Annotated in this window: 15 protein-coding genes; 12 read left to right on the forward strand and 3 right to left on the reverse strand. The window is 71.4% G+C overall.

Annotated elements, in window-relative coordinates:
- The first annotated feature begins 981 nt into the window (after positions 1 to 981).
- On the forward strand, positions 982 to 1,209 hold the full coding sequence (locus FSYMDG_RS29980) for a hypothetical protein (protein WP_043603012.1): 228 nt from the start codon (positions 982 to 984) through the stop codon (positions 1,207 to 1,209).
- On the opposite strand, the gene FSYMDG_RS26750 is transcribed toward FSYMDG_RS29980, so the two are convergent.
- Complete coding sequence (locus FSYMDG_RS26750) at positions 1,107 to 1,415, reverse strand: hypothetical protein (protein WP_165001393.1); 309 nt, start codon at positions 1,413 to 1,415, stop codon at positions 1,107 to 1,109. The two genes, FSYMDG_RS29980 and FSYMDG_RS26750, sit on opposite strands and share 103 nt — an antisense overlap.
- Positions 1,416 to 1,464: 49 nt before the next feature.
- Between FSYMDG_RS26750 and FSYMDG_RS05190 the strand changes: the two genes are divergently transcribed.
- The 10 genes from FSYMDG_RS05190 to FSYMDG_RS05235 all read left to right on the forward strand — a co-directional run bounded on the left by FSYMDG_RS05190 (position 1,465) and on the right by FSYMDG_RS05235 (position 9,263).
- On the forward strand, positions 1,465 to 2,052 hold the full coding sequence (locus FSYMDG_RS05190; RefSeq protein WP_237702997.1) for an XRE family transcriptional regulator: 588 nt from the start codon (positions 1,465 to 1,467) through the stop codon (positions 2,050 to 2,052).
- Entirely contained in the window at positions 2,049 to 2,411 is a 363-nt protein-coding gene (locus FSYMDG_RS05195) for a hypothetical protein (protein ID WP_013872544.1), read from the forward strand. Before FSYMDG_RS05190 ends, FSYMDG_RS05195 begins: the two co-directional genes overlap by 4 nt.
- A gap of 375 nt (positions 2,412 to 2,786) precedes the next feature.
- A complete protein-coding gene (locus tag FSYMDG_RS05200) occupies positions 2,787 to 3,005 on the forward strand; it encodes a hypothetical protein (protein ID WP_013872545.1) in 219 nt (72 codons plus the stop codon).
- Between the two features lie 67 nt (positions 3,006 to 3,072).
- Positions 3,073 to 3,363, forward strand: a complete 291-nt coding sequence (locus FSYMDG_RS05205) for a hypothetical protein (RefSeq protein ID WP_013872546.1) — start codon at positions 3,073 to 3,075, stop codon at positions 3,361 to 3,363.
- Positions 3,364 to 3,515: 152 nt separating this feature from the next.
- Positions 3,516 to 4,325: a Fic family protein gene (locus FSYMDG_RS05210; RefSeq protein ID WP_237702998.1), complete on the forward strand. Its 810-nt coding sequence runs from the start codon at positions 3,516 to 3,518 to the stop codon at positions 4,323 to 4,325.
- Entirely contained in the window at positions 4,322 to 4,627 is a 306-nt protein-coding gene (locus FSYMDG_RS05215; protein ID WP_013872547.1) for a hypothetical protein, read from the forward strand. Before FSYMDG_RS05210 ends, FSYMDG_RS05215 begins: the two co-directional genes overlap by 4 nt.
- 121 nt (positions 4,628 to 4,748) lie before the next feature.
- Positions 4,749 to 5,507 (forward strand): class I SAM-dependent methyltransferase, encoded by a 759-nt coding sequence (locus FSYMDG_RS05220; protein ID WP_013872548.1) that lies wholly within the window; start codon positions 4,749 to 4,751, stop codon positions 5,505 to 5,507.
- Between the two features lie 129 nt (positions 5,508 to 5,636).
- Positions 5,637 to 6,776, forward strand: coding sequence for a glycosyltransferase family 4 protein (locus FSYMDG_RS05225; protein WP_043603015.1), 1,140 nt, complete (start codon positions 5,637 to 5,639; stop codon positions 6,774 to 6,776).
- Positions 6,777 to 6,916: 140 nt separating this feature from the next.
- On the forward strand, positions 6,917 to 8,068 hold the full coding sequence (locus FSYMDG_RS05230) for a glycosyltransferase (RefSeq protein ID WP_050803334.1): 1,152 nt from the start codon (positions 6,917 to 6,919) through the stop codon (positions 8,066 to 8,068).
- A 202-nt stretch (positions 8,069 to 8,270) separates the two neighbouring features.
- On the forward strand, positions 8,271 to 9,263 hold the full coding sequence (locus FSYMDG_RS05235) for a glycosyltransferase family 2 protein (RefSeq protein WP_237703092.1): 993 nt from the start codon (positions 8,271 to 8,273) through the stop codon (positions 9,261 to 9,263).
- A 3-nt stretch (positions 9,264 to 9,266) separates the two neighbouring features.
- On the opposite strand, the gene FSYMDG_RS05240 is transcribed toward FSYMDG_RS05235, so the two are convergent.
- A complete protein-coding gene (locus tag FSYMDG_RS05240; protein WP_013872552.1) occupies positions 9,267 to 9,854 on the reverse strand; it encodes a Uma2 family endonuclease in 588 nt (195 codons plus the stop codon).
- Between the two features lie 108 nt (positions 9,855 to 9,962).
- Positions 9,963 to 13,493 carry an NAD-glutamate dehydrogenase domain-containing protein gene (locus tag FSYMDG_RS05245; RefSeq protein ID WP_013872553.1) on the reverse strand — a complete coding sequence of 1,177 codons (3,531 nt, stop codon included), beginning with the start codon at positions 13,491 to 13,493 and terminating at the stop codon, positions 9,963 to 9,965.
- A 154-nt stretch (positions 13,494 to 13,647) separates the two neighbouring features.
- Here FSYMDG_RS05245 and FSYMDG_RS05250 point away from each other — a divergent pair, with 154 nt between their 5' ends.
- Positions 13,648 to 14,721, forward strand: coding sequence for a sugar phosphate nucleotidyltransferase (locus tag FSYMDG_RS05250; RefSeq protein ID WP_043603018.1), 1,074 nt, complete (start codon positions 13,648 to 13,650; stop codon positions 14,719 to 14,721).
- The last annotated feature ends 103 nt before the right edge of the window (positions 14,722 to 14,824 follow it).

Raw genomic sequence — 14,824 nt, forward strand, 5'->3', positions numbered from 1 at the left:
TCGGATGGTGTTCCGGGCTGTCGAAGGGATGTGCTGGTAACAAATTTCGCGCAACGTCGGCCCGTGTGATGCCCCGGGGGTAGTGGCGTAACGGCGGATGGTGTGGCATGGTGGGCGCCGTGAGCGCGACGCGGTGACGTGTCCGCCCGCTCGACGACGCCGGGCCCACGCCATTCCTTCGGTCTCCATCTCATTCTTTCCCTGTTGTTCATCCAGTTTTCCACCGTTCTTTATTGCTGCTGCGCGCCCGTTCGGGTGTGTAGGTCGCCCATTTTTTCCCCGGGCTGAACCGTCCCGGTTTTGGTGGAGACTCTCCCCCATGAAAGGTTCAGAGGTGTCATGATCTTTTGAACGTCTCGGCGGCGTAACTAGTCAGGTCTTTTGATCGTTGTGTGTTGTGCTATGTGAGTCGACTGATCGGGACGGTTTGTTTATAGATGCACCGGGTGGTGCTGACGGGAAGGTCTGTCGTTCCTGGGCTCCTGGGAGGCGGGGCCGCTCCCCTGGTACGGCGTGGAGCGTCGCGTGGGCGGAGAAGCAGGAAGGGTGGCTTGGTTGAGGGAAAGAGAAACGTCGTGTGGGTGGGTGATCCTGTGGATTCGGCTCGCCGCCGGCGCGTTGCTGCTGTTCCTTGCCGGCTGTGGTTGGGCGGGGCGAGGTGAGCAGCGTGCTCGGGAAGCCGCGCCGACCGCTTCGTCTCTTCCTCCGGATCCGGCGCTGACCGCTTCGCCGGTTCCCTCGGATCCGGTGCCGTCCGCTGGGACCGGATCCCCGTCGGTGCAGCCCACGCCGCTTCCGGCAACACAATCGATCATGGCGACGCCGTCCAGTAGGCCGTCGTCCTCGTCGAGGATACGAACGAGTCCCGCGGGGCGCACCCAGGCTGCCGCGCGTCCGACCGGCAGTTCCCGGGTGATCGGCCCCGTACCGCTACCTATACATACCAGGGCGGAGTACAACACGGCTCCTAACGTGATCGGAATGACGCTGGACAATGCCGTCTACACCTTCCGTTCACGCGATTTCCTGGATATCAGCTACACCGGGGTCTGTGCCGGCTCCCCAAACGTGCGGCATGTTCTCGGCCAGCGCCCGGAGGCTGGTGCCTATGTCTCGACCCGCACCAGCGTGACGTTGTTGATCCAGGCCGAGTGGTGCACGTCGACTCCGTCCCCGACCGTGTCGCCGACTCCGTCCCCGGCCGGGTGAATGCGGGCTGGTCGAGCACGCGCAGCCAGGAGCCGTCGGCCTGCCTGCGCGCGGGGGTGGGCGTCGGCGTCGTCCCTGGGCGGGGCGGACCGGAAGGCCGTTCGGGACGGCGGCGGGAGTTCTCCAGCGGTACGGGCGGCATCACGGCCCGTACCGGCGAGATCCCGCGTGCGGGGCGGAGTGGAGCAGTGAGCTCGGCGGATCACCTCCAGCTCTATTATCTGATCAGATAAAAGAGCTGGTAGCGTGTGGCCTGTGAAACTCGATCAGGACACTCGTGAGGTCGTGGCGCTCCTCGACGCCGCCCTGGCTGACAGTGGTCTGACCCAGGTCGAGTTCGCGGCCGCGCTGGGAACGTCGGCGTCCAGGTTCTCCACCTACCGCTCGGGCGGGACGAAGCCGGCCGCTGTGTTCTGCTTCCGGGCGCGGCGCATCGCCCGCGCGCTGGCGGTCGCGCGCGCCTCACGGCTGATGTCCGCGCCGGCGACCGCCAAGGCTGTTCGCGCCGCCGACGACGAGGAGTGGGCGTGGCGGATGCTCCTTCAGGGCCGTGATCATCTACGCCTGCTGTTGGAGCGGCGCGACGGATCGGCTGCCGCCTGGGAGGCCGTCCCGGCGACCACGGGCAGCGCGGGCTTCGATGCCCTGCTGGCCGTCTTGGCGCGGCGGGAGTTCGAGCAGGCCGGAGTTGAACCGCCGACGTGGTGCGAGCCCACGCGTCTGCCTCAGCCCTGGGTTCCCGAGCATCCCTTCCTCGACCGAGAGGAAATCATCACCCGGACTCCGGACTACCTGAAGAAACTCAACATCTTCGTCCCTGCCCGTGACCTGGTCACGGCGTGAACGACCGGCACGAGTTTTCCGCTACGGAGATCATTTCGCTCCTGGCCAGGCTCGACGAGCGGCTACGGGCACGCGGCGTCTCAGCCTCCGTGTTCATCGTCGGCGGTGCGGCCATCGCGGCGACCTCCCACCGGGATCTGCGGCGCACGGAGGACATCGACGCGATCACCCGCGACCAGGCCGTCCTGGACGAGGCCCGGGCGATCGCCCGCGAGGACGGTCTGCCGGAGAACTGGCTCAACACCCGCGCGGCCATGTGGATGCCGCCACTGCCGCCGGCTGCCATCGCGCACGTCCCTACCCCAGGACTCCACGTGAGGTACGCGTCCGACGAGTTCTCCTTCTTGCCACGAAGCTGATCGCTCAGCGCCGCAGGGACGCCGACGATATCCGCGAGCTCGCCGCGCGCACCGACGCGACCGACGCGACCGACGCGACCGACGCGACCGCCGACGATCTCGAAGCACTGATCTATCTCTCGTCCCAGTCGCCGGCGCCGCCGAGCTGGTCGATCCGTTCGGCCGACAGGCAGGTCAGGGCGGCGGCGGAAACGGGTAAGTGAGCCGTCGAGGACTTTCATCGATTGTGGGCAGGTGGCGGCTGTGGCCGGGGTGTCCGGCGCCGGGGTCTGGAGATCACCCGATGGGGTTCTTGTATGTGCTGGCGTGTGTAGGCATGCTGAGGTCGCGGCAGACTTGATGGATCCGGACGGACCCGGAAGGACGGGGAGGGAAGTGACGCAGCCACAGCCCGGCGGTTGGCCGGACGAGCACGAGCTGCCACGGCTCCTCGCCGACGCCGAGGAGATCGACGCCGACCCCGGGACCGAACGGGCGATCGACGAGGCGCTTGACGACTACACGGCCGGCCGGTTCATCCGCTGCCACGGCGAGGACGAGTTCGACGCGCTCCTCGCGTCACTGGCCGCGCACCCGCATCCTCGGGCCGGCTGACCGCGTCCGCGTATCCGGATGCGCGAGTCGACATCGAACTGACGTTCGCATCCCCTATCGTGTGCGCATGCCGACCTTCGACGTCGTCGCGAGGTTCCTCGCGGAGTACTCGCGGCTGAGTCCCGCGGAGCGGGCCGCGTTCGACCGGGCGCGTCGGCTGTTCGTCCAGGCCCTGCGGGAGGGCCGTAAGGATCCCCGGCTGCGCGCAAAGCCCTTCAGGAAGAAGCCGGGTGTCTGGGAGCTGACATGGGCGCCCGACGGCCGGGCGCTGTGGATGTACGGCGACCCGGTCCCCGGCAGGCGCGGCCCGCACATCATCTGGCTCCGTATCGGTACCCACGACATCTTCGACCGATAGGCGCAGCCCTTCTGTGAATCGTCCGTCCGTCCGAGTCCGCGTCCTCGTCGAGGATCGAGAACCTCACCTCTGGCGCGAAGGCCATCACCCTCGCCGAGCTGGGCAGCACCGACAAGCGCAACGCCACCGCGACCGTCGGGAATGTCGCCGCGATGAAAGCCGCTCTGGACCTGGCCGACCGCCTTGACCAGAACGCGATCCGTGCCATGCACGCGGCTCTCCTGTCCAGGCATGCCCCGAGGATCGCCGGCCGCTGGCGCGAGGAGCAGGCATGGATCGGTGGGGATTCCTACGGCCCGCACGACGCCGCCTTCGTTCCGCCGCACCACCGCCACATCCCCGCGCTGATGGACGACCTGGTGCGGTTCATCGGCAGGACCGATCTGCCGTCGCTGAGTCAGGCCGCGATCGCGCACGCTCAGTTCGAGACGATCCACCCGTTCCCCGACGGGAACGGACGTACCGGCCGGGCGTTGATACACGCGATGCTGCGCGGTCACGGGCTGGCCCGTAACGTCACCGTCCCGGTCTCCGCCGGGCTGCTCACCGAGACCGGGGCCTATTTCGACGCCCTGACCGCCTATCGCGAGGGAGATCTGTCGGCAATCGTGGAACGGATGGCGCACGCCTCCGTCGCGGCCGTCACGAACGGGTGTCAGCTTGCCGCCGAGCTGCGCGGTCTTCGTGCGAGCTGGGAGGAGACGCTTCGGGTCCGGCGGGACTCCGGCGCCCGGCGGCTTGCCGACGTGCTTCTGCGGCAGCCGGTCGTCGACGCGGGCACGGTGGCCGCCGAGCTCGGCGTCACGCCGCAGAACGCGCGGCGTGCCATCGCGCCGCTCGTCGAAGCGGGCATTCTCACCGAGTTCACCGGATTCACCCGCAACAGAATGTGGCAGGCCACCGCCGTACTCGCCGCCTTCGACGCGTTCGCGGCGCGCGCCGGCCGACGGGGAGACATATGATCAACAACACGATCGTGGAAGCGGATGACAGATCGAAGGAAATCATGGACACGGTTCAGAGCGGCCAGGCGTTCACGGCTATTCGTGACGGCCATCGGATCGGTGAACTGATCCCGATGCGGCGACGCACGCAGTTCGTCCCGCGCAGCGAGTTCGCGGTGATGTCCCGCGCTGCTCCCGGTATCTCTCTGGCCGCCTTTCGTGCCGATCAGGACGCTGCATTCGATCGGGAATCGGACGATCCATACGTTCGAGAGTGCGCTGGCCAAGACCTCTGCGAGCGAAAGCCCCGCGATCGGTGAAGCCCACCGGTCTGACAGATCCGCCGAGCTTGACAGATCCGTCGGGGGTGGTGGGCCGGGGGCAGCCAGAGCGGGGCAGACTGTTGCTCATGACGTTGGTGGCGGTGGGGCGCGGGTACGGATGGTCGCGAAAGGCGCGGCGGTGAAGGGGCCAGCGGTGAAAGGCACGGCGGTGGGCCTGCTGCGGGATCAGGCGCTGGCGTATGCCGGGCATCAGGTGCACGTCATGCGCCGTCGGGAGGCCGGCACGCTGCTGGCCTGGGCGGGTGAGCTGGCCGGGCGGACCGTCCTGGACGTCGCCGGTGGTGACGGGTACTGGGCCGGGCAGGCGGTGCGCCGCGGGGCACGGGCGGTCTGTCTCGACCTCGCCCGCGGCAAGCTGGAGTTCGGCCGCCGGCTGCGTGGGCGTCCCTCGCTCGTCGAGGGGGACGCGCTGGCGCTGCCGTTCGCCGACGCCTCCTTCGACGTGGTGCTGTCGGTCTGCGCGATCGAGCACTTCGACGACGGGCCGGCCGCGCTCACCGAGATGACGCGGGTGCTCAGGCCGGGCGGGGACCTTGTCATGTCCGCGGACGCCCTCACCCGCGCCGACGAGTGGCCGCGGCTGTTCGCCCAGCACCGGCAGCGTTACCACGTCCAACAGACCTACACCGGCGACCAGTTGGCGAAGCTGCTCGACGAGCGTGGCCTGACGGTGGTGCGCCAGACCTACATGTTCCGCTCGCGGCGGGCCGAGCGGCTGTACCTGACGCTGTCGGCGAAGGGCGGTCGGGCCGGCTGGAACGCGGCGGCCCCGCTGTCACCGATCGTCACCCTGTCCGACCGGCGCACCCCGGACGGCCACGGCAGCGTGGTGCTGGTCCACGCCCGCAAACGGTAACCGCGCCCGGTTCGCTGCGGACGCCGGCCACGACAGGCACCGGCTGTGACCGACACTAGCTGTGACCGGCGCCGCCACCACACCACCGGCAGTTACCGGGCCGGCTTCTCCCGAGGAAGATGGTTCGTCGTGCGGGTTGGATTCCTCCTCGACCAGATGCTGGCGCCGGTGCCCGGGGGGACGGGGCGGTACTCGGCGGAGCTCGCCGCCGCCCTCGTGCGGACGGCGCGGTCGGGCGAGAGCGTCGTCGGCTGGTGCGCCTGGCGCCCGGAGGCCGCCACCGCCGTCGCGGCCGTGCCGGGCGTCCTCGGCCCCCTCCGGCTGCCACTGCCCCGCCAGGGGCTGGCCGCCGCCTGGCAGCGTGGCCACGGACCGGCGCCGACGGGGGTGGACGTCGTCCACGCCCCCACCCTGCTCGTCCCGTCCCGGCGGCCGGGGGTGCCGCTGGTCGTCACCGTCCACGACGCCGTGCCGTGGACCCATCCGCACACCCTCACCCCGCACGGCGCCCGCTGGCACCGGCGGATGGGCGTCCGGGTGGCCCGCCACGCCGACGCCGTGATCGTCCCCACCAGGGCCGTCGCGGCCGACCTGCGGGCCTGTCTGCCGATCCCGGCCGACCGGATGCACGTCGTCGGGGAGGGGGTGAGCGAGGCGGTCGGGCAGGTCCCGGCGGACGCCGCCGCCCGCGCCGAACGTCTCGACCTGCCCGCCGGCGGCTATCTGCTCACCCTCGCCACCCTGGAGCCGCGCAAGGGCCTGGACACGGCGCTCGCCGCGCTGCGCGACCCGGCCGCGCCCGACCTGCCGCTGGTGCACGTCGGCCCGCCGGGCTGGGGCGGGCTGGACCTGCGGGTCGAGGCCACCCGTGTCGGCCTCGACCCGGCCCGGCTGCGGCTGCTCGGCCGGCTGGACGACGCCGACCTCGCGGTCGTGCTGGCGCGGGCCACCGCGCTGCTCGCGCCGAGCCGGTCGGAGGGTTTCGGGCTGCCGGTCGTCGAGGCGATGGCCCATGGCGTCCCCGTGATCGCCTCTGACATTCCCGCGTTCGTCGAGGTCGGTGGGCCCGCGATAGTGACCGTCGCGGTCGGCGACGCCACCGCGCTGGCCCGCGCCGCCGCGTCCGTCGTTAGCGACGCAGAGTTACATCGTCGGCTGAGTGTGGACGGGCGAGCGAGAGCGGCGGCATTTACCTGGAACGGGGCAGCGGAATCGCTCTGGTCCCTTTACCGTCGACTTAGCGGCTCTCGGGAGTTCTCGACGGGGTGACTCTCGGGATCCGGTGCGGGCGTAGGCTTGCCTGCGGACCGAGGTCGATGTGATCGGCAGCGCCGGACGGGTCGGGAGCGATCCGTCGGGGGGCAGCTTCACGCGGCGTCGGTGGTCTCAAGAACCTAGCGGTGAGTAACATGCCGCCAGTCGGAAGGAGCGCCGTGTCTCCCCGGGTGCTCGTCGACGCCACTGCGGTTCCAGCCGACCGTGGTGGCGTCGGTCGTTATGTCGACGGGCTGGTGGCGGCCTTGGATGCGGCTGGCGCCGACCTCGCACTGGTCTGCCAGCGATCGGACTACGAGCGGTACGGCCGGATGGCCCCGCACGCCAACGTGGTGGCGGGGCCGGCGGCGATCGCTCACCGGCCCGCCCGCCTGGCCTGGGAACAGACCGGGCTGCCGCTGGTCGCCTACCAGGTCGGCGCACAGGTCATCCATTCGCCGCACTACACCATGCCGTTGCGCACCTCCCAGCCGGTGTGCGTGACCATCCACGATGTCACGTTCTTCACAGAGCCGGAGATGCACACCGCCGTGAAGGGAACGTTCTTCCGGTCGGCGATGCGCACCGCCGTGCGCAAGGCAAACAGGATCATCGTTCCGTCCAAGGCCACCCGGGACGAGCTCATCCGGGTCCTCGACGGCGACTCGACCACGACCGACGTCGCCTACCACGGGGTGGAGACCGCGACCTTCCACCCGCCCACCGAGGAGGACAAGCGCCGGGTACGGCTGCGGCTCGGCCTCGGCGACAGCCGTTACGTCGCCTTCCTCGGGATGCTCGAGCCCCGCAAGAACGTGCCGAACCTGATCCGCGGCTGGGCCGAGGCCGTGCACGACCGGGTGGACCCCCCCGCGCTGGTGCTCGCCGGCGGCTCGGGCTGGGACGACGACGTGGACGCCGCGGTCGCCTCGGTGCCGTCCTATCTGAAGGTGGTCCGCCCCGGCTACCTGCGCTTCTCCGACCTGCCCGGGTATCTGGGCGGAGCGTCGCTGGTCGCCTACCCGTCCCACGGGGAGGGTTTCGGGCTGCCGGTGCTGGAGGCGATGGCCTGCGGCGCGCCGGTGCTGACGACACCCCGACTGTCCCTGCCAGAGGTCGGGGGTGACGCCGTCGCCTACACCCAGCCCGACGTCGACTCGATCGCCCGGGAGATGGGCGCGCTGCTCGACGACGCGCCGCGGCGTGAGTCGCTGGCGCAGGCCGGTCTCGCCCGGGCCCGGGAGTTCACCTGGGCGGCGAGCGCCGAGGCGCACCTGGCGAGCTACGCACGGGCCGCTGTGTCCTGACCCCGACAGTCGGCCTCGGCTCCGCCGATGGCATCCTGACCCGGGTGCGGCAATCGCGTACGCATCCGGTGAGCAGGGACGAAGAGGGCGGTCAGTGAGCGCACAGAACGAGGCAGCACCGACGCAGCCGCAGCCGCAGCCGGCGTCACCGTCACCGGACGGCGGGCCGGAGGGCGCTGTTCCCGGGGACGCGCGGCCGCACCTGCGGGTGGTGGTCGTGGCGTTCCACTCCGGGCAGGTGCTCGGCCCCTTCCTGGACTCCCTGGCCAAGGCCACGTCGCTGCCCTACGAGGTCGTCGTGGTGGACAACTCGCCGGCGCTGGACGAGGGCACCGCCACCGCCGCCGAACGCGACGAGGTCCGCCTGCTGCGCACCGGGCGCAACCTCGGCTACGGGACGGCGGTCAACCGTGGCGCGGCCGGCAGTACCGCCCCGTGGCTGATGGTGGCCAACCCCGACATCACGTTCACGCCGGGGTCGCTCGACGAGCTGCTGGCGGCGTCCGAACGCTGGCCGGGCGCTGGCGCCTTCGGCCCGGCGATCACCAACCCGGGGGGCGTGCTCTACCCGTCGGCCCGCGAGCTTCCCTCCCTGTGGCGGGGGATCGGCCACGCCCTGTTCGGCTGGTGCTGGCCGACGAACCCGTGGACGACGGCCTACCGCCGCGAGCGCGGCGCGCTGGTCGAGACGACCGCCGGCTGGCTGTCCGGGGCGTGCCAGGTGCTGCGGCGCCAGGCGTTCGAGACGGTCGACGGGTTCGACGAGACGTACTTCATGTTCATGGAAGACGTGGACCTCGGCCGCCGGCTCGGCCTGCTCGGCTGGCAGCGGGTCTACGTGCCGACCGCGGTCGTGGAGCATCTCGGCGGCCACTCGACGAGGCGCTCCTCCCGCCGCATGGTCGTCGCCCACCACCGCAGCATGTTCCGCTACCTGTCCCGGCAGTACCCGGACGCGCGCCATCTGCCGCTGCGGATCCTGCTCGGGCTGGGGCTCGGCCTGCGCCTGCTGCTGGCCGTGGCGTTCGCCGACAACAGCGCCGGCGCCCGCGCGACCCGCTCCGCCGACGCCCTCCCGCCCCGCGGCACCGACCCGTCCCATGATGCGGACCCGCTCCGGACCGCTGACCCTGCCCACGCGCGGTCCTGGTCCGAACCCGCGCCCGAACCAGGGCCGGTCACCGCGTCGAGATGAGTTCTAGGAGAAGTCCAGCAGGTCGGAGAGGGAAAACGAGATCGGGAACGGGTCTTCGAGCTTGACGGTGTCGTCTCCGCTGAACACCAGGGGGGCTCCGTAACGCCCCTGGTCGGTGGCGACGCGGAGCACCTGGATGCGGGGTTCGGGGTCGAAGTCGACGATCCAGTAATGGGGGATACCGGCGAGCGCGTATTCGGTGACCTTGCGTGCCCGGTCCTCGCGTTCGCTGCCGGAGCCGCGGGAGACGACTTCGACCGCCAGGAGCACGTCCGCCCCGTGGTAGAGCGAGCGGCCGAGCCTGCGGGCGCTGCTGGCGGCGGCTGCGTCGATCACGGCAACGTCAGGCTTGCGCGCGCCCGCGGGCGTGGTGATGTCCATGGGCGCCTGGATGTAGACCCGAGCGTTCGCGTCATCGGCGGCGCGTTCCAGGATCCGGCTCAGCCGCCTGGCGAGAAAGTCGTGACGTGTACTGGGCGCCAACTCGATCAACCAGCCGTCGACGAGCTCGAAGGACCGGCCAGCATCGGGCAGCCCGTGCAGGTCCTCGACGGTGTAGGGCCCGTAGCCATAGTCGTAGGCGACACTCACTGGCTCCTGTCCTCTCCTGGGGCGGTAGCCATCGCAACCATGAGGTTAGTCCTTCAATCCGCGTGGGCTCTCGCCGACTACGATCATGACATGTGGTGGTCGGGGGGCTCAGCGGCCTGGGACGAGCTCGTTCAGGCGGCTGGCCACGACGGAGATCATGGCGCTGGTGAGGCGGGGAGCCGCCGCGGCCTCCTCGACGATGGCGCGTACCCGGTCCGCCCGGGCGCCGGTGGTGATCCGCTCGATGGCCGCGTCCGGGTCGAACTCGGGAGCCGACATGGCGGCCTCGGTCAGTGCCGAGCGGGCCCGGGCGACATCCGCCCGCAGCGCCGCGGCGGCCATGTGTTCCCAGCGTGACTGGCCGGGCGGCTGCGCGCCACGGCCGATCAGGTGCGCCAGGCCCAGCTTGCCGAGCCCCAGCCTCGTCCCGATGGCGGTGTGGACGTGCAGCACGTCACTCGGCTCAAGATCGTTACGTAGTGCGACGTCGACGACGTCCAGCGCCGGGCTCATCGCGTCCAGCCAGGCGACGCGCTCGGCCAGCGGGGCAGGCAGGCCGCGTTCGTAGAGCTGTTCGGCGAACCGCAGGACGGCGGTCAGCTCCTGGTCGCTGCCCACAGTGGCGAGCACGGTGGGCAGCGCCGCGGCGACCTCGGCCACCCCCTCGGCGTAACGGGTGGTCTCGGCCGTGATGTCCAGCAGTGACCGGCGGGAGCGCAGCAGCCACAGCGCGGCCTCCTCCTGGACGAAGTGGCAGTGCAGCAGGGCCTCGGCGGACGGATCGCTGGAACCCACGGCCGGGCGTGAACGGCTGCCCTCGGCGGAGCCGTCACCGGGGCTTCCGCCAGAGCCGCCACTGATGCCGCCGCTGGGGCCGCCGCCACTGAGATCTCCGCCGAGGCAGTGCGTGTCGAGCGCCTCCCAGATGTCGGTGAGGCCGAGCAGGCTGCCGGTGATGGCGAACGCTCGCGCCCCCTGGACCGTGTCCGCGCCGGTCAGTTCCCGCAGGCGGTGCAGGAATCCGGCGCCGACCCGGTCGATGATCGAGTTGGTGAGCTGGGACGCGACGATCTCCCGTCGCAGCGGGTGGCGGTCGAAGTGCGCGTGCAGCACCGGCCGCAGGGACACCGGCAGGTAGGCGTCCAGGACGGGTACGAACGCCGGGTCGTCGGGCAGGGGCGAGTCCAGCAGCGCGTGGGCCACCGTCCGTTTGGCGTAGGCGTGCAGGATGGCGATCTCCGGCCGGGTGTACGTGCGTCCCGCGGCGACCCGGGCGGTCAGCTCCTCGGCGTCCGGCAGGGTCTCGACGTCCAGGTCGATCTCGCCGGTGTCGACCAGGTGCTCGACGAACCTCGACAGCCCGTCCGCCGAGGTCACGACGTGGCGTTCCGCCGCGCTCAGCGCCAGGGCCTGGCGGGCACAGTCGGTCAGGACCGCCCGCACGACGTCGCCGGTGGCGGCCGCCAGCAGCCGCTCGCGTTCGGCCCGGTCGATCGCACCCGCCCCGATCGCCAGCTCAAGACCGATCTTGATGTTGACCTCGCGGTCGGAGCAGTCGACGCCGCCAGAGTTGTCCACGAAGTCGGTGTTGCACCGTCCGCCGCGCAGGGCGAACTCGACCCGGGCGGCGTCGGTGAGGCCGAGGTTGCCGCCCTCGGCCACGACCCGGCAGCGCAGCTGCCGGGCGTCGACCCGCATCCCGTCGCGGGCCTTGTCCCCGACCGAGGCGTGCTCCTGCCCGCTGGCCTTCACCCAGGTGCCCACGCCACCGTTCCACAGCAGGTCGACCGGTGCGCGCAGGATCGCCCGGACCAGGGCGTCGGCGGGCAGCGTGTCGTCGCCGACACCGAGCAGCTCCCGGACCGGCTCGGTCAGTTCGATCCGCTTGGACGACAGCGGGAAAACGCCCCCGCCGGCCGACAGCAGGCCGCGGTCGTAGTCGTCCCAGCTGCTCGACGGCAGCGACGCCAGCCGGCGGCGCTCCTCGAACGACCGGGCCGGGTCGGGGTCGGGGTCGAGGAAGATGTGCCGGTGGTCGAAGGCGGCCACCAGCCGCAGATGGCGGGAGAGCAGCATCCCGTTGCCGAAGACGTCGCCGGACATGTCACCGATGCCGACGACGGTCAGGGGCTCGCGGTCGGCGTCGACGCCGAGCTCGGCGAAGTGCCGACGCACCGACTCCCACACGCCGCGGGCGGTGATGCCCAGCGCCTTGTGGTCGTATCCGCTGCGGCCGCCGGAGGCGAACGCGTCGCCGAGCCAGTAGCCGTTCGCCGCCGCCACCTGGTTGGCCAGGTCGGAGAAGCGGGCCGTGCCCTTGTCGGCGGCGACGACCAGATAGGTGTCGGACCCGTAGTGGCAGACCATCCCCGCCCGGCCGTGCGTCTCGCCGTCGGCCCGGTTGTCGACGAGGGCCAGCAGCGCCTCCATGAACCGCGTGTAGCAGGACTCGGCCAGCCGGGCGAGCCGCCCCGGGTCTGCCGGCGGGCGGCGCAGCACGAACCCGCCCTTGGCCCCGTCCGGCACGATGACGGCGTTCTTGACCCGCTGGGCCTTCATCAGACCGAGGATCTCGGTCCGCAGGTCCTCCTGACGGTCGGACCAGCGGATACCGCCGCGGGCCAGCAGGGCGCCGCGCAGGTGCACCGCGTCGAACCGGGGGGAGCTGACGAAGGTCTCGGCCTCCGGCAGCGGCCGGGGCAGCCACGGCAGCCCGGCCGGGGCGAGCTTGAAGGCCAGCGCATCCCCGGCGCCGCCGCCGATCTCGTACCCGTGGCCGTACCCGGCGTGGACCGCTGACCCGGCTGACCCGGCCGGCCCGGCCGGCTCGCTCTGTTCGGAGGGCGCGTGGCCGGCTCCCGCCGGCCGGTCGGGCAGCGTCCGCTGGAGCTGGATCCGCTCCGGCGCCGAGTCGGGCGTCGGGTAGAACGTCGTCCGGACGATCGCGAGGACGACGTCGCGCAGCCTGCGCAGCACGGTGTCGTCGTTGATGCCCGTCACCCACCCGAGCGCGTCCTCCAGCGCGGCGTGCAGCCGTTCGGCGTTGTCCGGATTCGCCCGCAACGGATCCATCCGGGCGTGGAAGAGGGCCACCAGATCGTGCGCGTAGGACGGGTGGGCGATCAGGACGCGGTGGGCGTAGCGCCCACCCAGCGACGTCCCGGCCAGGCGCAGGTAACGGAACAGCGTCCGCAGCAGCCGCACCTCACGGGCGGTGAGCCCGGCGGTGAGCACCAGCGAGTCCAGGCTGTCGCTGTCGACGTCCCCGAGCGCGAGACCGCTGAGGATGTCGCGCAGCCCGTCCATCTGCTTCAGCGCCGCCTCCGCCAGCTCCGGGGAGACGATCATGTGGTACTCATCCAGGGTGGCCATGCCCCCGTCCGGGCCCGGACGGCTCGGCAGGCAGCGGTGGGTCCGCGCGCGCAGGCCCAGGTTGGCCAGCACCGGTATCACGTCGGCGATCGGCGGTTCGTGCGCCTGCCAGGCGAGCCACACCGCCAGCGTGGCGGTCCCGTCGTCGGTGCGGGCGGCGGCGAAGCCCGGCTCCCAGCCCTGGGCCAGCCCGGCCAGAGCGGTCTCGGCACCCGACAGGGTGCCGTCGTGCAGGAGCCGACAGCTGCGATCAGACGGGCGTACCACCCTTTCAGCATCGCCAGAAGTGCCGGGCAGCGCACTCCGGCACACCGCGCGGCCGGCTGGCCGGCTCTCACAGCTGGGTGTCCGCGACGCGACGTCACCGAAATACGCGAACATCGTGCACCAGACGGTGTCGCCTCTGCGAAACTGACCCGCCATGGACGCTGTGATGCTGGTCGGGGGGCAGGGCAGCCGGCTGCGCCCGTTGACGATGTCGGCACCGAAACCGATGCTTCCGGTCGCCGGGGTGCCGGTGACCGCCCACATGCTCGCCCGCGCCCGGGACGCGGGGATCACCCGGGTCGTTCTCGCGACCTCGTACCGGGCCGAGGTGTTCGAGGAGTATTTCGGGGACGGCTCCGCCCACGGGCTGGAGTTGGAGTACGTCACCGAGGCCGAGCCGCTCGGGACCGGCGGCGGGATCCGCAACGTCGCGTCGAGACTGCGCGGCGGCCCGGACGACCCGGTGGTCGTCTTCAACGGCGACATCCTCTCCGGGCTGGACATCGCCGCGCTGGTGCGGCGCCACTGCCAGGCCGACGCGGCCGTCACCCTGCACCTGACCGAGGTCGACGACCCGCGGGCGTTCGGTGTCGTCTCCACCGACGCGGACGGCCGGGTCACCCAGTTCCTGGAGAAGACACCCGACCCGCCGACCAACCGGATCAACGCGGGCTGCTACGTGTTCCGCCGGTCGGTGATCGACAGCATTCCGGTGGGGCGTCCGGTCTCGGTCGAGCGGGAGACCTTCCCCGGTCTGCTGGACGCCGGTTTCCTGGTGGTCGGCTACATCGACAGCACCTACTGGCTGGACCTGGGCACACCCGACGCGTTCGTCCGGGGCTCCCGGGATCTGGTGACCGGACGGATCGCCTCCTCGGCGCTGCCAGGGCCGGTGGGTGACTGGCTGGTGCTGCCAGGCGCCTCCGTCGCCGTCGACGCCAAGATCGGCGGGGGCGCGGTGGTGGGCGCCGGCGCGGTGGTGGGTGCCGGCGCCACCGTCGACGGCGCGGTGCTCTTCGACGGCGCGGTGATCGGTGAGGGCGCGACCGTGCGCACCTCGGTGGTGGGCGCCGGCGCGGTCGTCGGGAACAGGGTGTCGCTGGACGGGGTGGTCATCGGTGACCGCGCACGGATCGGGGCCGGCAACGAACTGCGGGCCGGCGCCCGCGTCTTCCCCGACGCGGTGCTGACCGCGGGCGCGATCCGTTTCAGCTCCGACCGCGTCTGACCGACTGCGTCTGACCGGCCGGGGCGGGCCGGCTGGCGGCGTCCACCCGGCCCTTCCCGTTCGTCTCCTGGCCGGGGCGCGCGCCCCGCGGCCTGCCCGAAGC

The sequence above is a fragment of the Candidatus Protofrankia datiscae genome (assembly GCF_000177615.2).
Lineage (GTDB): Bacteria > Actinomycetota > Actinomycetes > Frankiales > Frankiaceae > Protofrankia > Protofrankia coriariae.

What these genes read in the sequence shown, in the direction of transcription:
- FSYMDG_RS29980 (WP_043603012.1), top strand. Translation starts at nt 982, where the DNA reads ATGACGCTGGACAATGCCGTCTACACCTTCCGTTCACGCGATTTCCTG.
- FSYMDG_RS05205 (WP_013872546.1), top strand. Translation starts at nt 3,073, where the DNA reads ATGCCGACCTTCGACGTCGTCGCGAGGTTCCTCGCGGAGTACTCGCGG.
- FSYMDG_RS05215 (WP_013872547.1), top strand. Translation starts at nt 4,322, where the DNA reads ATGATCAACAACACGATCGTGGAAGCGGATGACAGATCGAAGGAAATC.
- FSYMDG_RS05230 (WP_050803334.1), top strand. Translation starts at nt 6,917, where the DNA reads ATGCCGCCAGTCGGAAGGAGCGCCGTGTCTCCCCGGGTGCTCGTCGAC.
- FSYMDG_RS05220 (WP_013872548.1), top strand. Translation starts at nt 4,749, where the DNA reads ATGGTCGCGAAAGGCGCGGCGGTGAAGGGGCCAGCGGTGAAAGGCACG.
- FSYMDG_RS05210 (WP_237702998.1), top strand. Translation starts at nt 3,516, where the DNA reads ATGAAAGCCGCTCTGGACCTGGCCGACCGCCTTGACCAGAACGCGATC.
- FSYMDG_RS05250 (WP_043603018.1), top strand. Translation starts at nt 13,648, where the DNA reads ATGGACGCTGTGATGCTGGTCGGGGGGCAGGGCAGCCGGCTGCGCCCG.